At 73.1% G+C, this 18,845-nt stretch carries 20 protein-coding genes, 1 tRNA gene and 1 pseudogene; 16 read left to right on the top strand and 6 right to left on the bottom strand.

The window, feature by feature from the left end; translation table 11 throughout:
- The first annotated feature begins 3 nt into the window (after positions 1-3).
- From AB0N27_RS14360 to AB0N27_RS14335, 6 genes are all read left to right on the top strand, one after another.
- Positions 4-879 (top strand): PH domain-containing protein, encoded by an 876-nt coding sequence (locus AB0N27_RS14360; protein ID WP_364368454.1) that lies wholly within the window; start codon positions 4-6, stop codon positions 877-879.
- A gap of 104 nt (positions 880-983) precedes the next feature.
- Complete coding sequence (locus tag AB0N27_RS14355) at positions 984-1,739, top strand: SigE family RNA polymerase sigma factor (RefSeq protein ID WP_364368451.1); 756 nt, start codon at positions 984-986, stop codon at positions 1,737-1,739.
- Positions 1,736-2,998: a hypothetical protein gene (locus AB0N27_RS14350; RefSeq protein ID WP_364368448.1), complete on the top strand. Its 1,263-nt coding sequence runs from the start codon at positions 1,736-1,738 to the stop codon at positions 2,996-2,998. Before AB0N27_RS14355 ends, AB0N27_RS14350 begins: the two co-directional genes overlap by 4 nt.
- A 70-nt stretch (positions 2,999-3,068) precedes the next feature.
- Positions 3,069-3,905 carry a PHP domain-containing protein gene (locus tag AB0N27_RS14345; protein WP_364370713.1) on the top strand — a complete coding sequence of 279 codons (837 nt, stop codon included), beginning with the start codon at positions 3,069-3,071 and terminating at the stop codon, positions 3,903-3,905.
- 41 nt (positions 3,906-3,946) lie between these two features.
- Positions 3,947-4,561: a MarC family protein gene (locus AB0N27_RS14340; RefSeq protein WP_091394729.1), complete on the top strand. Its 615-nt coding sequence runs from the start codon at positions 3,947-3,949 to the stop codon at positions 4,559-4,561.
- Between the two features lie 43 nt (positions 4,562-4,604).
- Positions 4,605-5,525: a PD-(D/E)XK nuclease family protein gene (locus tag AB0N27_RS14335; RefSeq protein ID WP_364368444.1), complete on the top strand. Its 921-nt coding sequence runs from the start codon at positions 4,605-4,607 to the stop codon at positions 5,523-5,525.
- 21 nt (positions 5,526-5,546) lie between these two features.
- Here the strand turns inward: AB0N27_RS14335 and AB0N27_RS14330 are convergent, their stop codons facing one another.
- Positions 5,547-6,464, bottom strand: coding sequence for an oxygenase MpaB family protein (locus AB0N27_RS14330; protein ID WP_364368442.1), 918 nt, complete (start codon positions 6,462-6,464; stop codon positions 5,547-5,549).
- Between the two features lie 53 nt (positions 6,465-6,517).
- On the bottom strand, positions 6,518-6,946 hold the full coding sequence (locus AB0N27_RS14325) for a Fur family transcriptional regulator (RefSeq protein WP_364368439.1): 429 nt from the start codon (positions 6,944-6,946) through the stop codon (positions 6,518-6,520).
- Between the two features lie 193 nt (positions 6,947-7,139).
- On the opposite strand from AB0N27_RS14325, the gene AB0N27_RS14320 reads away from it, so the two are divergent.
- Complete coding sequence (locus tag AB0N27_RS14320) at positions 7,140-7,622, top strand: DUF2231 domain-containing protein (protein WP_364368436.1); 483 nt, start codon at positions 7,140-7,142, stop codon at positions 7,620-7,622.
- A 10-nt stretch (positions 7,623-7,632) separates the two neighbouring features.
- Here AB0N27_RS14320 and AB0N27_RS14315 read toward each other — a convergent pair whose 3' ends face one another.
- A complete protein-coding gene (locus AB0N27_RS14315; RefSeq protein WP_364368433.1) occupies positions 7,633-7,950 on the bottom strand; it encodes a hypothetical protein in 318 nt (105 codons plus the stop codon).
- An 84-nt stretch (positions 7,951-8,034) separates the two neighbouring features.
- On the opposite strand from AB0N27_RS14315, the gene AB0N27_RS14310 reads away from it, so the two are divergent.
- Positions 8,035-8,217, top strand: a complete 183-nt coding sequence (locus AB0N27_RS14310) for a hypothetical protein (RefSeq protein WP_364368430.1) — start codon at positions 8,035-8,037, stop codon at positions 8,215-8,217.
- 6 nt (positions 8,218-8,223) lie between these two features.
- On the opposite strand, the gene AB0N27_RS14305 is transcribed toward AB0N27_RS14310, so the two are convergent.
- Positions 8,224-8,778: a flagellar biosynthesis protein FlgA gene (locus AB0N27_RS14305; protein ID WP_364368427.1), complete on the bottom strand. Its 555-nt coding sequence runs from the start codon at positions 8,776-8,778 to the stop codon at positions 8,224-8,226.
- A 209-nt stretch (positions 8,779-8,987) separates the two neighbouring features.
- Between AB0N27_RS14305 and AB0N27_RS14300 the strand changes: the two genes are divergently transcribed.
- Positions 8,988-9,203: a hypothetical protein gene (locus AB0N27_RS14300; protein WP_364370856.1), complete on the top strand. Its 216-nt coding sequence runs from the start codon at positions 8,988-8,990 to the stop codon at positions 9,201-9,203.
- 14 nt (positions 9,204-9,217) lie between these two features.
- On the opposite strand, the pseudogene AB0N27_RS14295 reads toward AB0N27_RS14300, so the two are convergent.
- Both AB0N27_RS14295 and AB0N27_RS14290 read right to left on the bottom strand, forming a co-directional pair.
- A pseudogene (locus tag AB0N27_RS14295) lies at positions 9,218-9,358 on the bottom strand (FmdB family zinc ribbon protein); the annotation flags it as partial.
- Positions 9,359-9,420: 62 nt separating this feature from the next.
- Complete coding sequence (locus AB0N27_RS14290; RefSeq protein ID WP_364368424.1) at positions 9,421-10,098, bottom strand: 5-formyltetrahydrofolate cyclo-ligase; 678 nt, start codon at positions 10,096-10,098, stop codon at positions 9,421-9,423.
- Positions 10,099-10,183: 85 nt separating this feature from the next.
- On the opposite strand from AB0N27_RS14290, the gene AB0N27_RS14285 reads away from it, so the two are divergent.
- The 7 genes from AB0N27_RS14285 to AB0N27_RS14255 all read left to right on the top strand — a co-directional run bounded on the left by AB0N27_RS14285 (position 10,184) and on the right by AB0N27_RS14255 (position 18,683).
- Entirely contained in the window at positions 10,184-12,505 is a 2,322-nt protein-coding gene (locus AB0N27_RS14285; protein ID WP_364368421.1) for a diguanylate cyclase, read from the top strand.
- A 9-nt stretch (positions 12,506-12,514) separates the two neighbouring features.
- Positions 12,515-13,477, top strand: a complete 963-nt coding sequence (locus tag AB0N27_RS14280) for a UTP--glucose-1-phosphate uridylyltransferase (RefSeq protein WP_364368418.1) — start codon at positions 12,515-12,517, stop codon at positions 13,475-13,477.
- On the top strand, positions 13,474-14,787 hold the full coding sequence (glp, locus tag AB0N27_RS14275) for a gephyrin-like molybdotransferase Glp (protein ID WP_139582488.1): 1,314 nt from the start codon (positions 13,474-13,476) through the stop codon (positions 14,785-14,787). Before AB0N27_RS14280 ends, glp begins: the two co-directional genes overlap by 4 nt.
- Positions 14,788-14,860: 73 nt before the next feature.
- Positions 14,861-15,511, top strand: a complete 651-nt coding sequence (locus AB0N27_RS14270; protein WP_364368414.1) for a GNAT family protein — start codon at positions 14,861-14,863, stop codon at positions 15,509-15,511.
- Positions 15,512-15,688: 177 nt separating this feature from the next.
- The gene (locus tag AB0N27_RS14265; protein WP_364368411.1) at positions 15,689-16,468 is read left to right on the top strand and encodes a hypothetical protein; all 780 of its coding nucleotides are present in this window, start codon (positions 15,689-15,691) and stop codon (positions 16,466-16,468) included.
- A 150-nt stretch (positions 16,469-16,618) separates the two neighbouring features.
- Positions 16,619-16,695: transfer RNA gene (locus AB0N27_RS14260), tRNA-Ala, on the top strand.
- A gap of 725 nt (positions 16,696-17,420) precedes the next feature.
- Positions 17,421-18,683 (top strand): ATP-binding protein, encoded by a 1,263-nt coding sequence (locus tag AB0N27_RS14255; RefSeq protein WP_364368408.1) that lies wholly within the window; start codon positions 17,421-17,423, stop codon positions 18,681-18,683.
- Positions 18,684-18,845 lie beyond the last annotated feature (162 nt).

The raw sequence follows: 18,845 nt of genomic DNA, 5'->3' as shown, positions 1-18,845 counted from the left end.
TCGATGGGCAGCCCCTCCGGTCCACCGTTCGACCCGGACGACCCCGACCGGGAACGTCGCGAACGGGACACCGAGCCGATTCCGCGGATCGGGCCGGATGACGGCCCGGGCTACGGTGCTGGTCCGGGCCTTTCCGACGGGCCGTCCCTGTCGGACGACGTCGGCTACGGCGACGGGCCCGGCTACGCCGGGGAGGGTCGGTCCGGGCGCGCCTGGATCCGTGATCCCGAGGCCAGCTACCAGCCACCGCAGATCTCCGAGGACGAGCTGGCCGGGCTGCGCGCGGACGCGACGGGCGCGACTCCTCGGCGGGTGCTGCCGCTGGAGGACGAGCCCAGTTCACTCGTCGCCCGTTACCTCTTCCCCACCGAGCGCTACCGGGGCGAGTGGAAGCGGCACTGGGTCCACCTCACCACCCCGCTGCTGATCGGCGTCGCGGCGACCTTCGTGCTCGGCTACCTCTCCGGCTTCCTCGCCGGGCAGAACGTGGGCGCGTTGACGACAATCGCCGTGCTGCTGTGGTTCGCCGTGATGGGCTGGGTGGCGTGGAAGGTCGCCGACTGGTGGTATGACCGGTTCATCCTGACCAACAAGCGGGTCATGGTGGTCAACGGCATCGTCACCCGCAAGGTGGCAATGATGCCGCTGGTCCGGGTCACCGACATGAAGTACGAGCAGACTCCGACCGGCCGGGCGCTCAACTACGGCACGTTCGTGCTGGAGTCGGCCGGCCAGGAGCAGGCCCTCCGCGAGATCAAGAACCTGCCCAACCCGAACGAGCTCTACCTGCGAGTGGTGGAAGAGATGTACGAGCCGCAGGCGGTGGAGGCCCGGTTGGGCAAGGAGGCCGACGAGGCCAAGGCCGACGACGGGGCGTGAAGGTTTTCGTCCGAACATCGGAGCAAGTGCGCACCTTTCGTCATGGACCAGGCGGCCTCTGACGTGGCACTCTGCCAGGACGGCCGGGTGGCGGGAGGTGGGCGGTGGCGAGCAGGGACTCGTTGGAGGAGGAGTTTCGCGACTTCGTCGCGGCTCGTTCCGCCGCGCTGCTGCGCACCGCGTACCTGCTCACCGGTGACTGGGCCACGGCCGAGGATCTGCTCCAGACGGCGCTCACCAAGACCTACCTGGCGTGGAAGCGCCTCGGCGGGATCGAGGCCGTCGAGCCGTACGCCCGACGGGTGATGGTCAACACCTCCACGAGCTGGTGGCGGCGGCGCTGGCACGGTGAGCGCCCCACCGAGGTGCTTCCCGAACGGGCCGGTATCGACGAGATCGAGCAACAACTGGACCGTGACCTGCTCTGGCGGCATCTCAAAGAGCTGCCCACGCGCCAGCGGGCGGTGCTGGTGCTGCGCTACTACGAGGACATGTCGGAGGCGCAGACCGCCGCGATGCTGGACATCTCCCCGGGCACCGTGAAGAGCCAGGCGTCCCGGGCGCTTGCCACCCTGCGCCGCCGGATGGGATCCGCCCTGCCGGACCTGGACGGCGAAGCCGCCACGCCGGCCGAGGCGAACCGCACCCGCCGGGCTGCCACCGCCGGTGGCGCGGGCAGTCCGAGCCGGAGGGGCACCGCAGTCGGCGGTACGCCTCGACCCCGGCCGGTGCCGGACCGGTCCGTACCCAACCCGTCCGCTCCCCGTCCGGCCACCCCACGCCCGATCGGTCCGTCGATCGAGCTGCCCTCCGCTCCGGCGGCCGTGCCCGTTGGCACCGGTCCCGGAGAGAAGAAGTGAGCGGGTACCGGGGCCGGTCCGACAACCTGACGGGCCGGCCGGCGCGTCCATACGACGTGCGGCCCGACGAGATCGAAGGCGCGGTGCGGGAGACCCTCTCGCGCCAGGTCGCTGTCGCCCGTCCGCTGAGCGCCGACCCCGCCGGCCAGGCCATCCGCCGCGGGAACCGGATCCGCCGCAGGCGTACCGCGGCCGGCCTCTCGCTCGCGGCGATCGCCACAGTCCTGGTCAGCACCGGCATGGCCCAACTCGGTCAGGACTCCGGGCGGGAGGGCTCACCCATCGTCGTCATCGGTGACCCCGACCCGTCGGCCCGACCGATCCCCACGGCCACCGTGCCCGCCCCCCTGCCCTCGCCCGGCATGTCCGCCGACCTGCTCGTCGGCGGGACGTTGATCAGCGCCGACGGGAAACGACTCGAACTGCCCAGCGTCGGGCCGGCCGAGAGCGCCCGACCTCTGCCCGCCGGCGGAGGGTTGCTTGTGGTCGGCGCGCAGACCACGGCCGGCCGATCCCTCTGGGTCACCCAGGACGACGGGCTGGTGCAGGTGCTGCTGGCCGGGGCGGGCGGGATCGTCGTGGCACCCGACGGCCGTCAGGTCGCCTGGCGCGACGGCACCGACCTGGTGGTTGCGGGAGTGATCGGCACCCAGCTCATCGGCTCGGCGCGTACGCCGGTGCCGGCGGGGGCGGAACCGGTCCGGTTCGTCGGCGACAGCGTGCTGGTCCGGCTCGATCCGGACGCGCCGGGGCACGCCCTGTGGCGGCCGGGTGCCGGGCAGCTGACCCCGGACGGCGGCCGGCACACCCTAAACGTCTACGGCACTCTGCCGGACGGGCGTCTGGTCGGTCAGGTCGCCACGGGCGAGCCGGGCGACACCTGCCTGGCCGTGCTCGACCCCACGCCCGCGCTGAAGACGGTGGGCACCGGCTGCGGCCCGGAACTGAGCACGGACGGTGCCGGCGGGATCTCCCCCGACGGGCGGTGGCTCCTGGTGAACGGGAGGGCAGGCAAGGCCGACCGGTCCCTGCTTGTCGACCTGCGCCGGCTCGGTCCGGCCCTGAGCGCCCTGCCGGCCGGCCCGCCGGTGACCGGCGCGGTCGCCTGGACGACCGGATCGGCGGCCTCGTACGTCGACGGCGCCGGCCAGCTGGTCCGGGTCGACGTCGACCAGGTACGGGCCGGGAAGCCGGCCGAGCCGTCCCCCGTCGCCGACCTGCGACCGGGGGACCGTCCAATCCTGGTGACCGGCTCCTGACGGTGGCGCCGACCTCCTGGGTACCGTCGGGGCCGTGATCTCGCGTACCGGACCCGCAGCACGGATCGACATGCACACCCACTCGACGGCAAGCGACGGCACGCTCAGCCCGGCCGAGCTGGTCCGGGCGGCCTCCCGAGCCGGGCTGGACGTCCTGGCGATCACCGATCACGACACCACCGCCGGCTGGGAGCCGGCGGTGCGGGCGCTGCCGCCGGGGCTGCGCCTGATCCGGGGGGCGGAGCTGTCCTGCCGCTGGTCCGGCACCGACCCGGCGGTGCCGCTGCACCTGCTGGCGTACCTGTTCGACCCGGACCACCAGGAACTCGTGGCCGAGCTGGCCCGGGTGCGCGCGGCCCGCGAGCAGCGCGGCGAACGCATCGTCGCGCTGCTGCGCGCCGACGGCATCGACGTGAGCTGGCCGGACATCCTGGCCGGCGCTGGCGGTGGCACGGTGGGCCGACCGCACATCGCGCAGGCGCTGATCCGGGCGGGTCTGGTCGGCAGCACCGGGGAGGCGTTCGGTCCGGACTGGCTGGGCGAGCGGTACCGGCTGCCCAAGGAGGACATCGACGTGTTCCGGGCCGTCCGGCTGGTCCGGGCGGCCGGCGGTGTGCCGGTCTTCGCCCATCCCCGGGCCACCAGACGCGGACGGGTGGTGCCCGACGAGCTGATCGCCGATCTGGCCGCCGTCGGGTTGGCCGGGCTGGAAGCCGACCACGAGGACCACAGCCCGGCCGAGCAGGCGCACGTACGCGCCCTCGCCGCCGAGCTGGGCCTGCTGGTCACCGGTTCGTCCGACTTCCACGGCACCCACAAGACCGTCCAGCTCGGCGCGTTCACCACGGGCGTCGAGGTGTACGAGCGGATCGTCGATGCCGGGGTGACCGAGGTCGCTTCGGGCTGATCCGAGCATTTCGTCCACCGTGCCACAGCTAGGTTGATCACGTGGATCTGAAGCTGTTCGGCGAGGTTTTCGTGACCCTGCTGGTGATCACCGACCCGCCGGGCATGATGCCGATCTTCCTGGCGCTGACCGGGCCGCTGCCGGCCCGGGACCGTAACCGTGCCGCCTGGCAGGCGGTGGCGCTGGCGCTGGGCGTCATCGTGATCTTCGCGGTGGCCGGCCAGACCCTGCTCGACTACCTGCACGTCGACCTGCCGGCCCTCCAGGCCGCAGGCGGACTGCTGCTCGTACTTGTCGCCCTGGAACTGCTCACCGGCAAGGCCGACGACCCGAGCCAGCAGGTCACCTCGAACATCGCGCTGGTGCCGCTGGGCACCCCGCTGCTCGCCGGCCCGGGCGCCATCGTGGCCACCATGCTCTTCGTCCAGCAGGCCGACGGGCTGGGCGAGTTCAGCGCCATCGCCGTGGCGATCCTCGCCGTGATGGTCGCCGTCTGGATCGTCCTGCGCTTCTCCGGCGGCATCGTGAAGATCCTCCGGCCCGGTGGCATCGAGGTGCTGACCCGGATCGCCGGGCTGCTGCTGGCCGCGATCGCCGTGCAGCTCATCGCTGACGCGGTCGCCGCCTTCGTGACGCAGTACGTGAACATGGCCTGACCGGGGCACCGCGCTGTCGGGGGTGGATGGCAGGATCGCAGGCGTGCGACGAGCCTCACCAGCCGGACGACCCGCCGCCGGCGGCCGGCCGCCTCACCAGCGCGCCGGTGCCCTCGAGCAGCTCGGCTTCGAGGGCATGCCGGAGCGGCTGTTCGTCTGCACCCCGAGCAAGCTCGGCGCGTACGCGGACTGCCCACGCCGCTACCGCTACTCCTACGTCGACCGGCCGACCCCGCCGAAGGGGCCGCCGTGGGCGCACAACTCCCTCGGCGCCAGCGTGCACACCGCCCTGAAGAACTGGTACGCGCTGCCCACTGAGCGGCGCCGGCCCGAGGCGCTGGCCACCCTGCTCAAGGGCACCTGGGTGCGCGAGGGCTACCGCGACGACGAGCAGGAGCGCGCCGCGTTCCGGCGGGCGTTGGGCTGGCTGGAGGCGTACGTCGAGACGCTGGATCCGGACACCGACCCGCTGGGTGTGGAGCGGGTGGTGGCGGTCAAGACGGCGGTGCTCGCCTTCAACGGTCGGGCCGACCGCATCGACTCCCGCCCCGGGCCGGACGGTCCTGAGCTGGTCATCGTCGACTACAAGACCGGCCGCACGGGGCTGGACACCGACGACGCGCGGGGTTCGCAGGCGTTGGCGCTCTACGCGTACGCGGCCGAGCGGGTGTTCCGCCGGCCCTGTCGCCATGTGGAGCTGCACCACCTGCCGACCGGCACCGTCGCCGGTCACGCCCACACGGTCGAGTCGCTGACCCGGCAGGTGACCCGTGCCGAGGAGACGGCCCGCGACATCATGGCCGCCGAACGGGCGGTGGCCGACGGTGGCGACGCGGATGAGGCGTTCCCGACGGCGCCCGGCCCGCGCTGCGGCTGGTGCGACTTCCGGCGGCACTGCCCGACCGGCTCCCAGACTCCCGGCAAGGAGCCGTGGGCTGCCGTGGACCGTCCCGCCGACGGCTGACCGGGGCCGGAGCGGCCCTGGTCAGTCGGCCAGCAGCGCCGCGACGCCCTGCCGCCCGTCCTGCGCCGACGGCGATGTCGCTGCCTGCCGCGCGGCGGCGTGCCGTTCGGCCCGCTGCTTCGCGGCCTGCGTCAACGGGCCCTCCAGGTAGCGGCGGGGCACCGCGGTGAGCGCGAGACGCAGGGCGCGCACGCTCAGGTCCGCCGTCAGCGCGGTCGTGGGCAGCCCGAGCCCGCCGTACATCCGGCGGGCCCACGCCGGCAGCAGCCCGAGCGCGGTGCCGGCGATTCCCAGGTACGCCCAGCGTGGCGGGCCGAGGGTGAGCCCGAGCCGGGCGGGCAGGCTGAGCTTCCACGGCAGCGGCGGAGCGGTGAGGAACAGCGCCGTCTCGGCGGCCTCCCGGGTCATCCGCAGCCGGGGCCGTACGGCCCGGTAGTAGTCGTCCACCTCGGCGGCGGTGCCGGGGACGGTGGCCGGGTCCAGGCCGACGAGCGCGGCGGAGCGGCGCTGCTCGGTGTAGTAGCGGTCCACCTCGTCGTCGGTCAGCGGCAGGCCGGCCCGCCGGGCGGTGTCGAGGAAGGACTCGACCTCGGCGACGTGCACCCAGCGCAGCAGGTCGGGATCGTCGATCCGGAACTCCTCACCGGTGCGCGGATCGGTGGCTCGCAGCCGGGCGTGCAGCCGGCGCAGTCGGGCACCGGCCGCCTCCGCCTCGGCGGTGGTGCCGTAGACGGTGGTTCCCACGAAGGTGGCGGTGCGCACCAGCCGCCCCCAGGCGTCGGTGCGGTAGTCGCTGTTCTGCGCGACCCCGGCCATCGCCCTGGGGTGCAACGCCTGGAGGTAGAGCGAGCGCAGGCCGGCGACGATCAGGATCGGCTCGTCGTGCACCTTCCACGTGACCGAACCCGGACCGAAGAGGCCGAGGTCATCGGAGTCCACCGCCCAAGAGTGCCACGCCCGTGCGGACCTCGCCGCTCGCCGGCGGGTGCCGGTCAGCGGTCGGCGGACCGGCGGGACCGGCAGCCCGGGCAGAGACCCCAGAAGGTCACTTCCGCCTCGTCCACCTCGAAGCCGTGCGAGATGCTCGGCTCCAGGCAGGGTGCGCTGCCGATCGCGCAGTCGATGTCGGCGATCTCGCCACAGCCCCGGCAGACCACGTGGTGGTGGTTGTCGCCGACCCGCGCCTCGTACCGGGCGGGACTGCCGGCGGGTTCGATACGGCGGGACAACCCGGCCCGGGACAGCGCGCCGAGCACGTCGTACACCGCCTGGGTGGAGACCGAGTCGAGGCGTTCCCGGACCCGCCTGGTGATCTCGTCGACCTCCAGGTGGCCACCACTGGCCAGCACGTCGAGCACCGCGAGGCGCGGTCGGGTGACCCGCAGCCCTCTCGATCGCAGCAGCTCCTCGGCACCGGACATGCGCCAATGACAGCACGGACGACAGGCATCGACAACCGGCGTCTCGCCGGGGTGGCCACCGACACAGCCGACGGACCGAACCGATCGATGAACCCGAGCGCGCCGCCGTGCGTGTCTGAGAGCGAGAGCTCGGAGGCGGGCCGGCCGCCCGTAGGCTGGCGGTCCTGCGACCGTTGATCCACCTGGAGGTTCGATGTTCGAGGAGATCCTGGGTCTACCGGTCCACGTGCTGGTGATCCACGCGGTGGTCCTGTTCGTGCCGCTGCTGGCGGCGCTTGCCATCGCGTACGTGGGTCTGCCCCGGTGGCGGCACCGGCTGGACTGGGCGCTGGGTCTGCTCGCCGTGGCCGCCCCGGTGACCACCTTCGTGGCCGTCGAGTCGGGTGAGGCGTTCACCGACGCGCTTGTCGCCAAGGGTTTCCAGGGGCCGATCCTCAACCAGATCTTCGAGCACTCCCGGTACGGCGACATCCTGTTCCGGATCGTGGTGCCACTCGGGATCGTGGCGATCCTGCTGTTGGTGGCGACCAGCGGGCATCCGCGGGTGCCGCGGCTGCCGGCGTTGGTCACCCCGGTGCTGGCGGTGGCCGTCGTCGCGCTCTCCATCGCCTCGCTGGTCTACGTCTACCTGACCGGTCACTCCGGCGCCGAGGCGGTCTGGGGCACCACCCTCTGACCCGTGGCGGTCAGAAGATGATCCGCGAGCAGAGCAGGCAGACCAGCACCACCAGCACCACACCGACTGCCGCGCCGAAACCGTAGGTGACCCGCTGCGAACGCTGCTCGGCCGTGTCCAGGGCGGCCATGTCCTGCGCGGGCAGCCGGCGGGGCGCTGTCGGCTCCAGGTGTACGGGTGGACGCCAGCCGGCCGGCGGCGGCGTGCTCGCCGGGGGGCCCGCGTACCCACCGGTCGGTGTGGCGGCGGGCTCCGCGGCGCCGCCGTCGCCGGGGCCGGGCCGCCGCCAGTAGTCGTCGGGGGTGCTGGCACCGCTGGGGGTCGTCACGCCGTCCGACGCTACCAATCAGGTCGTCCGCCCGGCCGCTTCTGGCCGGCGCGGCCACCCTCGGCTGCGCTAGTCTTGCCGCTCGTGAGCACCGAGGACCCCGGCAGGCGGGGAGCGCGCGGCGACGACGACCGCACCGTCGACCTGAGCGACGACTTCGTGGTGCTGCCCGAGCAGACGTCCGACGACACCGATCACGGTTGGGGCGAACGGGCCGGCGACAACGACGACTGGCTGCTGTCCCAGCGCCCCCCGCACTGGGACTGACCGGCGCTAGCCGCGGACGACTATGGCGAAGCGGCTGCCCTCGGGCAGCCCGACGGCCCGTTGTGCCTGGTCGGGGCGGAGCGCCAGGTAGAGCGCCGCCGACCCGTCGGTCGCGCCGCCGCCCAGCACGTCGAGCACCAGCGCTCCGGCGGCGAGCAGGATCGCCTCGGCGCCCGCCTCACTGGGGGGCGCCGCGAGCAGGTCGACGCGGGCGCCGGGGCGGACCACCGCCAGCGCGGCGGGCTCGGCCAACCGGACCGGCACCCCTACCGACCCGCTGGGCAGCGGCAGCGGCACGGGGCTGGACGACGGCCCGCTCCGGTCGCCCGCCTCGGTGGGTCCCGTGCCGGGGACGGGCATCTGCCCGTCCGTTGCCGCTGGTGCGCGGTCCGGGGACGGCGTGCTGCCGGTGGCCGCAGGGCAGCCGGTCGGGGTGTGCAGGACGGCGGCGGCCAGGCCGAGCAGTGCGGCGACCAGGCCCGCCCGCAGCAGGGTGCGACCGCCGGGTAGGGAGGGTCGGCGCAGCGGTCGCAACGCCCGCGTCGAATCCGGATCGACCATCGCCCCGCCGCCTCCCGTCGGGGCGTCGCGGCGACGCCCGTGGACGGCAGGTTAGGCCTGTCGGGGACCGGTCGGTCGGCCATCCGGGCGTGCCTGTGGACAACCGGCCGGCCTGTGGACAACCGCCCACCGGCAGGCTCGACCTGCTAAGAGGCCACCGTCAGCCGGCCCGACGTCACGACATCGGGGGTGCCCGACGGGGTCAGGACGTGGAGCTGGCCGCCGGCGCCTTGCCGCCGCTCGACCCACCCGAGGACGAACCGCCGGACGAGGCCGACGACGACCCGGACGTCGAGGACGACCCGGACGAGGAGGACGTCGAGGACGACCCGGAATCCCCACCCGATGACGACTCGGACTTCGGCTTGCTTGCCGTGCCGCCGGCCGAGGTCTCAGACCCGGAGGCGCGCGAGTCGGTGCGGTAGAAGCCGGAGCCCTTGAAGACGATGCCTACCGAGTTGAAGACCTTGCGCAGCCGCCCCTGACACGCCGGGCACTCGGTCAACGGCTCGTCAGAGAAGGACTGCACCGCCTCGAGCTGGTGACCGCACGCGGTGCAGGCGTACTGGTACGTGGGCACGTTCTCCTCCGGATCTGGGCTCGGCTAGTTGGCACTCGACGTATTCGAGTGCCAATGGTGCGTCATTCGCCCCGGGTTCGTCCAGCGGACGTGTGGGGCGCGACACCACGCGACAAACCCGGGCCGCCGTCAAGCGTACGCATCCCGTCGGAGGGGGTGAGCACCGCGCGGACCTGACGGTCGTGTGGTTCGGCGGGCAACGCCTCGACCAGCTCCCCGTCGTGCAGCGGGACCACTGTCAGCGTGCCGGCCGGCACCCGGGCCAGCGCGCGGTCGTACGAGCCGCCGCCGCGACCCAACCGCCGGCCGTTCCTGTCGACGGCGAGCGCCGGTACGACCACCAGGTCGGCGTCGGCCACCGCACCCACCCCGAGCCGGGGCCCGTCCGGCTCCCGGAGACCCCGGCCGGCGGCGACCAGGCCCTCCGGCCCGGTGTACGCGGCCCAGTCCAGATCCAGGTCGGGCAGGAGCACCGGCAGCAGCAACTCGGCGTCGGCAGGCAGCGCCGCCCGCAGCACCGCCGGCAGGTCGGGGCCGCCCGGCTCGGAGCCGACCGGCACGTACGCCGTCATCCGGCGGGGTCGCAGCCGGCTTACCAGGGCTACCAGCTCGGCCTGGACGCGCCCGGCGGCTTCGGCCCGGGCCGGCGCGGACAGCGCCCGGCGGCGGGCGAGCAGCTCGGCGCGGGCGTCCCGCTTCGCCACAGCTGCCGCTTCCGCTTCATAAGAAAATTCCGGCACGCAACACTCCTGACGCAACGCCTCCACCAGGGTTGCTCTGTGTCAGCATCGCAAGCAACGGAGGCGGAACTTCCGGGGGGACCGAGTGACGCTACGCGGGCGGTTGACGGCAGCCTTCCTCGTGGTGGTGCTCGGCCCCGTCCTGCTCGGCGCGCTCTTCGTGGCGTCCACCGCCGCCGCGGTGGACCGCAGCCGCTCCACCGAGCGTCTCGCCGTGGCGGCATCCACAGTGCGCACCTCCGTCGACGCGCTCTGCCAGCAGCTCCGGGCCACCGCCGACGCGGTGGCCCTCAACGGTGACCCGTCCGCCGCCGCCAACCAACTGGTCAGCCGGGGCCTGGCCGCCGCCGTACTGATCACCGACGTGACAGGCCGGGTCACGTACGCCTCGGCCGGCGCGCCGTCGACCCCCTGGCGGGACTGCTCCGGCACCGGGGAGACGCAGCCCGGGCCGGTGCGCGCGCTCGCCGCCCGGGTGGACCTGCGCGACCGGGCCGGCGCCCTGCTCGGCACTGTGGCCGCCGCACAACTCGTCGACCCGGCGTTCGTGACCCGGCTCGCGGCGGTCACCGGCGTGGCGGTCACCCTGCTCGGCGGCGCGGGCAGCGACCGGGTCACCCACACCACCGAGTCCCGGGAGGTCCGCGACGCGGTGCTCGCCGCCGCCGGCGCCGTCGACAGCGAGCGGGTCACCGAAACCCACGACGGCCGGTACGTGCGCAGGATCGGCCCGTCCAGCGGGCAGCCGCTGCCGCTGGTCCTGTCCGTGCCCAGCGAACGACCGCCCGGGCTGCACGTCACGCTGCTCGGCGCGGTCGTGCTGGCCGGCCTGCTCGCCGTGCTCACCGCCTGGCGGCTGGCCCGGGTGACCACCCGGCCGCTCGTGGAGCTGGCCAGCGCCGTCGACCGGGTGGCGTACGGCGACCTGACCGCCCGGGTGCCGGTGCGCAGCCGCGACGAACTGGGCCGGCTGGCCGCCGCGTTCAACCGGATGACCCGGGAGACCGGGTCGTACGTCGCGGCGCTCACCAGCAGCCGCGACCAGTTGCGCGGCCATCTCGCGGTGCTCGGCGACACCCTGGCCAGCACGCACGACCTGCAACGCATCCTGCGGGTGATCCTGCACAGCGCCATCGCCGCCACCGGCGCCCGAGCCGGCGCGGTGCTGCTCGTCGAGGCCGGCGGTGTGCTCGCCGCGCAGTGCAGCGAGGGGCTTGACGGGCGCTGGCCCGACGGCGACCCGGACGAGCCGCAGACCCTGCGGGTGCCGGTGGGCGTCGGCGTGGTCGGCGCGGTGGCCGCCACCGGCGAGCCGCAGCGGGGGCGGATGGAGCCGACCGAGGTCCCCGACGGTGAGCCGCGCTGCCGCACGTACGTCGCCGTGCCGTTCGCCACCCCGGGCGGGCCCGCCGCGCCGACCGGCACCCCCGCCGCCGACGAGGCAGGTACGCCGGCGTCGGCACTGGGCGTCCTGGCCCTCTACGACCGGGTGGGCGCGGACGAGTTCGACGACGACGACCTGGTCACCCTGCGCACCTTCGCCGGGCACGCCGCCGTGGCCGTGGAGAACGTCCGGGTGCACGAGGAGGCCCAGCGGCTGTCGCTCACCGACCCGCTCACCGGCCTGTGGAACTACCGCTACCTGCGCGAGTCGATCCGGCGGGAGGTGGAGCGGGCCAGCCGGTTCGGCCGGATGCTCAGCGTCCTCGCGCTGGACCTGGACCGGTTCAAGGACGTCAACGACACGTACGGGCACGCGGCGGGGGACACCGTGCTCGCCGAGTTCGCCAGGCGGGTACGCGGCGAGATCCGCGAGGTCGACCTGGCCTTCCGGCAGGGCGGCGAGGAATTCGTCCTGCTGTTACCGGAGACCGACGCCCGGGGCGCGGCGATAGTGGCCGAACGGCTGGGCGCCGCTGTGCGCGAGGCACCAATCGCCGTCGAGGCGTACGCCGGGCCGGTCATGGTGACCGTGTCGGTGGGCATCGCCGTCTACCCGGACCACGGCAGCACCGGACGGGAGGTGCTGGAGGCCGCCGACGACGCGCTCTACGCCGCGAAGGCGGCCGGCCGGGACACCTACCGGGTCGCCGAGGTACGCCCCGACGTGCCGACCCGGGAGTTGCAGGTGCTGGCCGGCGCCCTCAGCCCACCGGACGGGCTGCCGCGTGCCGGCCGACAGGTGCAGGCCCACCGGGAGCCGGGCGGCCACGCCCGGTCGGAGCCGGCGGTGGGCGTACCCGAATCGTCGCCGCCGGGGTCGGCGCACGCCCGGCCGGAGGGGGCAGACGACCCGGCGGCCGATGCCGTGGAGGGCGCCCGGGCCGGTCCGGACGCCGCGCGGCCGGGACCGGGCGGCGGCGCGTCTTCTGGGCCACACCCGCCGCGGCAGAGCCGTGGCCGATAGTCTCGCGGCATGTCGGAGCACTCAGCGAACCCCTCATCGACGGTCGCCGCAACCGGCCGTCCCCTGGCGGTCAAGGCCGTAATCCCGGCCGCCGGACTGGCCACCCGCTTCCTGCCGGCCACCAAGGCGGTGCCCAAGGAGCTGTTGCCGGTGGTGGACCGGCCGGTGCTGCAGTACATCGTCGAGGAGGCCACCCAGGCCGGCATCGGCGACGTGTTGCTGATCACCGGTCGGGGTAAGACGTCGATGGTGGATCACTTTGACCGTCGCCCCGACCTGGAGACCAGGCTGGAGGAGAAGGGTGACGCCGAGCGGCTGGCCGCCGTGCGCCGGCCCAGCGAGCTGGCCGAGATCTACACGGTCCGCCAGCCCGAGCAGCTCGGCCTCGGCCACGCCGTCGGGTACGCCGAGTCGCACGTCGGTGACCAGCCCTTCGCGGTGCTGCTCGGCGACGAGTTCGTCAAGCCGTCCGAGCCGCTGCTGCCGGCGATGCTGGAGTTGCAGGCCCGCACCGGCGGTGTGGTGCTCGCCTTCTTCGAGGTCGACCCGGCCGACACCAAGCGGTACGGCATCGCCTCCGTCGAGCCCGCCGAGTCGGAGCTGACCGAGATCGGCGAGGTCGTCAAGGTGACCGGGATGGTGGAGAAGCCGCAGCCCGAGGACGCGCCGAGCAACCTCGCGGTGCTCGGCAGGTACGTGCTGCCCGGCAAGATCTTCGACGCGATCCGGCGGACCAAGCCGGGCAGCGGCGGCGAGATCCAGCTGACCGACGCCATGGAGCTGCTGCGCACCGAGGGCGTGCCTGTGCACGCGATCGTCTACCGGGGCACCCGCTACGACACGGGTATGCCGCTGGGCTACCTCCAGACGGTCGTGCAGATCGCCGCCGAACGCGAGGACCTCGGCACCGAGTTCCGCTCCTGGCTGGCCGAGTTCGTCAAGGCCGACGCGGCAGGCGGAACTGGTACATGACAGCGACGGCCGACGCCGAGGCGGCCGCGAACGAGTTGACGCCGCTCGCCGACTACCTGGGCAGCGTGCTGCGCAGGTTACGAGCGCTGCCGCCACTCGACCTCGACCTCACCCAGGCACACGGCAACGTCCTCGCCGAGGACGTGGTCGCGCCGCACGCGTTCCCGGCCTTCGACCAGGCGGCCGTGGACGGGTACGCGGCCCGCTGGGAGGACATCTCCGGAGGGGGTCGGGGCCCCAGCTACGTCCCGGCCCCCTCCGGCACGCCCGGCGGGCGGACCATCCGCCTCAACGTGGTCGGCGACCTCGGCGCGGCCAGCTGGCGACCCGTCCGCCTCACCCCGGGCTCGTGCTTCTCGGTGGCCGCCGGGGCGCCACTGCCGGTCGCCGCGGACGTGGTGGTCCCGGTCGAGTGGACCGACCAGGGCATGGCCGCCGTGGAGATCTTCCGCACCCCCAAACGGGGGTACGGCGTCCGCCGCGCCGGTGAGGAACTGCCCGCCGGTACCCTGCTCGCCCGCGCCGGCACGTACGTCTCCCCGGCCCTGGTCGCGGTCTTCGCCGCCACAGGCATCGGGCACGTGGTGGTCCGGCCCAGCCCACGGGTGGTCATCGTGGCCACCGGCGACGAACTCGTCGACGTGGGCCGGGGGAGCCAGCCGGGGCAGGTGGTGGACGCCAACTCGCACGCGTTGACCGCCGCCGCGGCCGAGGTGGGCGCCCTGGCGTACCGGGTGGGGATCTGCGACGACGACCCGGAGGGGCTGCGCGGGCTGCTGGAGGACCAGACCCTGCGCGCCGACCTGATCATCACCACCGGCGGCACCGGCACCGGCCCCGGCGACATGGTGCGTCGCATCCTGTCCCGGCGCGAGGGCGGCCGGGCCGGGCCTGTCACGTTCACCGACGTGGCGCTCTATCCCGGCACCGCGCTCGGGTTCGGCACGGTCGGCGCCGAGGAGGTGCCGGTGGTCTGCCTGCCCGGCGACCCCGGCGCCGCGCTCATCGGCTTCGAGGTGCTGGCCCGCCCCGCCATCCAACTGCTCGCCGGTGCCGAACCGGTGTTCCGACCCAGCGTCCGGGCGCACCTGCTGGAGACCGTGTCGTCGCCGGGCGGGCTGCGCGAGTTCCGGCCCGCGCACGTCGCCGAGCGGCGCGGCGGCGGGTACACGGTGCAGCCGCTGCGCGGTGGGCCGTTCACCCTGTCCGGGCTCGCCGAGGCGAACGGTCTGCTGGTGCTCGGCGAACGGGTCACCACCGCCGCCGCCGGTTCCACCGTGGACGTCCTGCTGCTGGACCGCCGCCGGTGACGGCTTCGCGGTGTCACCGGCACATCGTGGGTCCACTTGCGCACGAACCGGTCCCGCGCGGGAGACTGTGCGGGTGAGTCTCTTCGGACCAGCCCGGGCGCCCGGATGGCCGGCGGTGCTGGTCGACGGTCCGGTGCTGCTGCGGCCGTACCGGCGCTCCGACGCGGCGGCCTGGTCGGAGGTACGCCGGGCCAACCGGGCCTGGCTGGCGCCCTGGGAGTCATCGCTGCCGGGCAGCTGGGACGAGATGAACTCACCTGCCGCGTTCCGCTGGGTGCACCGCGACCAACGCCGGTCCGCGCGCGAGGGCGAGGGCATGCCCTTCGCGGTCTGCCTGCGCGAAGCCGACCGGGACCGGCTCATCGGGCACCTCAACGTGGGCAGCATCGTGCGGCGGGCGTTCTGCTCCGGGTACGTCGGCTACTGGGTGGACGCCCGCGTCGCCGGCCAGGGAGTGATCCCGACGGCGCTCGCGCTCGCCGTCGACCACGCGTTCGGCCCGGGTGGGCTGCACCGGGTGGAGGTGAACATCCGTCCGGAGAACCGGCCGTCCCGTCGGGTGGTGGAGAAGCTCGGCTTCCGCGAGGAGTCGTACCACGTGCGCTACATGCACATCGACGGCGCCTGGCGGGACCACATCGGATACGCGATGACCAGCGAGGAGATCGCCGCCGAGGGCGGACTGCTGGCCCGCTGGCACCGGGTACGCGCCGCCGCACGGTGAGCCGTCCCACGGACGGGATCGGCGCGGCGCGGTGGCATGACGGTCGGTGCGCCGTAACCTCAAGTAACTGCAAGCTGTGGCAAGCGCTGCCTGTCCGGACGATCCACGCACCCGAGCGCGACTGGTGGAAGATCCTGCGGTCCGGCGGCGGTTGCTCCGAATTCGGTGACGGGAGGGGTGAGGGTGCCGACCTCGGTGCTCCTCGCCGTCCTCGCCGCCGCCGGCCTGCTCGCCCTGGCCCCGGCGCTGGTCCGCCGGTACGACGCCACCGAGCGGCTGGTGGCGGAGCGGGCGCAGTCGACGGCGCGGGTGCTCCAGCGCCGCCGACGGCGTCGCACTGTGCCGGGCCGCAAACCGGTCCAGCCGCCACGCTCACTCGTCGTCACCCTCAGTGAAGATGCGACTACTGGAACATTGGTGGTGCCGGTCTCCGCGCCGCCGGTGGCCCGCCGCTCCGGCCGGCTGCGCGCCGTGCCACCCGCCGCGAAGCGACCCCGTCGACGGCCACCCCGCCGGCACCACACGCCAGCTGTCTACCGACGCCGCCGCGTCCTCGCCGCCCTGCTGCTCCTCAACGTCGTCGAACTGATCGGCGTGCTGTTCGTCAGCCCCGGCTTCTGGATCAGCTTCGGGGTCACCTTCCTGCTGCTGGCCGCCTACGTCGTCCACCTGCGTGGTCAGGCCCTCGCCGGACGCCGTCGCCGCCGCGCCCGCGCCCGCGAGGCGGCCTGGCTGGCCGCCCGGCAGGCCGAGGTGCGCCGCGAACAGGCCCGCCGCGCCGCCGCCCGCCGGGAGGCGCAGCGCCGCCTCGCCGCCCAACGCGAGGGGGTACGCCGCGCCGCGATGGGCCTCGACCGACCCGGGGACCTGCCGGCCGCCGTCAACGGCGGTTCGGTGTCCTACCGGCGCGCGGGAGGCCTGCGCGGCCGTCCCTACGAGGCCGGCCGGGGCGCCTGAGCGCCTTGTCGGCGCGCACCCAAGTGGATCTCCGACAGCGTGACGTTGCCGCGCCGGGGGCGGATTCGCGGTGAGGGTCAGCGACCTGTTAGCCTTGCTCCCGGCCCGCCCGGTGTAAGCCGGGTGGGACCGAAGCCGGTTCGCCGGCGGGGGGCTGTGGCGCAGACTGGTAGCGCACCTCGTTCGCATCGAGGGGGTCAGGGGTTCAAATCCCCTCAGCTCCACCAAGAAACAGCAGGTCAAGGGCGGGTTTCCGGAAGACGGGGAACCCGCCCTTGATCATTTGACCGTCGTTTGACCGCCGGACAGGGCCCCAGACCGTGGCACAGGGCGGCAGAACTCGAGCCGAACAGCTGAGTTCGACGGAGGCGGTGGCCCCAAGCGTGAGGTTGCGCAGCGGTCGAGTGCCCCAACGATGTGCGTCACCGTGCGGCTCATAGCTCCCGCCCAACACTTTGACGGGCGCTGTGCGTCGATGAAGACGTGGTTCGCGCTGGATGCCGAAGTAATCGCTAGCTACAGGGTCGTCCCAGTTGTGAGAGAACTTGACCGCTAGCACTCCTAACGTTGGATCGCTGACGCCAGCACCGATCTGCCGCGCATCGATCCACCGGTACGTAAGGAATCTCTGGCGGATTATCGAACCGGACCTGGACGTCCGCGAAACCGGTCGGGACCTCCTGCTGGCTGGCACGGGTCCGCAAGACCACCCGTCCGACGACAGCCGCCGTCGGCTTGTCCGTGACCTTCAGCAACACCAGAGTGCTCACCGTCAGTTGACCAAGGCTGCGGCAAGTCAGGCGCGGCCGAGCCATGTGGCGGTCCGACGATGTTCCTCGACGATCAGTGTGCCGCATATCGAACGCCACAGGCCCGCGAACCGAACATCGCCGGGCCGCAAATCGAAAGCATGCCTGCCCGCAGATCGTAACCCCGCCGGTTATCATTGCTCGTGCCCACACCGCACTTGATCCCCCGCCACGCCGCCGCGCAGGTCGACGCAGCACTCGCTGACACCCGCGTCGTACTGATCAGCGGAGCACGCCAAGCAGGCAAGAGCACCCTGGTCCGCATCGTCGCGGGCGACCGACTCGCCGAGCGCCGCGATCTCGACCGGGCGCAGGACCGGGCCGCGGCGATCGCCGACCCGGTTGGTTTCGTGGACTCCGCCGAACTGCTGGTGATCGACGAGATCCAGCGCGCTCCGGAACTGCTGCTGGCCATCAAGGCGGCCGTCGACGAGGACGTTCGTCCCGGCCGCTACCTGCTCACCGGCTCGTCCCGGCTGTTCGGCATGGTGGCTGCCCCGGACGCGCTGCCCGGCCGGATGGAAACCGTCGAGCTCTGGCCGTTCTCACAAGGTGAACTCGACGGCGAGCCGGACGGGTTCGTCGACGCCGTCTTCGCGCTCGGCCCCGAACTGCGACACGAGTCGGACGTGACCCGCGCCGACTACGCGGCCAGGATCGTGCGAGGCGGCCTGCCAGAGGCCACGAACCGAGTCGACCCGCGGCGCCGCCAACGGTTCTTTGACGCGTATGTTCAAGCGCTCATCGATCGCGACGTGCGACAACTGTCCGACATCCAGCACAAGGGCGAGCTGCGCAAGCTGGTGCGCCTGCTCGCCGCCAGATCCGCGACCATCATCGCCGCCAACGCCCTCGAATCTGCCCTCGGACTGAGCCGCCCGACGATCGCACGATACTTCCAGGCACTGGAAGAGATCTTCCTCATCAAGCGGATCCCCGGTTGGTCTCGAAATCTTGGCACCCGTTCAACTGCCGCGCCGAAACTGATCTTTGTCGACTCGGGCATCGCCGCCAACGAGATCGCGACCGACGCCCGCGCACTGCTCCGGCCTGGCGCATCGTTCGGCGCATTGCTCGAATCATTTGTCTTGTCCGAGCTGTCCCGCCAGCTCACCTGGTCGGAGCAGTCTGCCGACCTCTCTCACTACCGCGACCAGAGTAGGTACGAGGTCGACGCGGTGCTCGAGAACCGATCCGGGCATGTGGTCGGGATTGAGGTCAAGGCAGCCACAACCGTTGGATCCGACGATTTCCGCGGATTACGCCGACTCGCCGACCGTCTCGGCGACGACTTCGTCGTCGGCATCGTCCTCTACACCGGGACCTCGACACTGCCGTTTGGCGACAGGCTCCGCGCATTGCCGGTTAGTGCCTTGTGGCAGGTTGCCGGCCCACGGACAGGCTGACCGGGACGCTCGCCTCCGGCGGCGACGGCGCCAGTGCGAGCACCCGCGCCGGGTCGCGGTCCGCCGTCCGCTTGTCCGTGGCGGCCCACGTGCAGCCCGTCATCGACTTCGGGCACCGAGCCCGGCCCTGATCTTCTGCTCCGAAATCCTCGAGTTCTGGTC

This window comes from Micromonospora sp. NPDC093244 (genome assembly GCF_040683695.1).
Taxonomy (GTDB): Bacteria; Actinomycetota; Actinomycetes; order Mycobacteriales; family Micromonosporaceae; genus Micromonospora.
The sequence above is the reverse complement of the archived record's forward strand: the minus strand, read 5'-3'. Positions and strand labels throughout refer to the sequence as shown.

What these genes read in the sequence shown, in the direction of transcription:
- AB0N27_RS14360 (WP_364368454.1), top strand. Translation starts at nt 4, where the DNA reads ATGGGCAGCCCCTCCGGTCCACCGTTCGACCCGGACGACCCCGACCGG.
- AB0N27_RS14345 (WP_364370713.1), top strand. Translation starts at nt 3,069, where the DNA reads ATGCACACCCACTCGACGGCAAGCGACGGCACGCTCAGCCCGGCCGAG.
- AB0N27_RS14325 (WP_364368439.1), bottom strand. Translation starts at nt 6,946, where the DNA reads ATGTCCGGTGCCGAGGAGCTGCTGCGATCGAGAGGGCTGCGGGTCACC.
- AB0N27_RS14320 (WP_364368436.1), top strand. Translation starts at nt 7,140, where the DNA reads ATGTTCGAGGAGATCCTGGGTCTACCGGTCCACGTGCTGGTGATCCAC.
- AB0N27_RS14305 (WP_364368427.1), bottom strand. Translation starts at nt 8,778, where the DNA reads ATGGTCGATCCGGATTCGACGCGGGCGTTGCGACCGCTGCGCCGACCC.
- AB0N27_RS14280 (WP_364368418.1), top strand. Translation starts at nt 12,515, where the DNA reads ATGTCGGAGCACTCAGCGAACCCCTCATCGACGGTCGCCGCAACCGGC.
- glp (WP_139582488.1), top strand. Translation starts at nt 13,474, where the DNA reads ATGACAGCGACGGCCGACGCCGAGGCGGCCGCGAACGAGTTGACGCCG.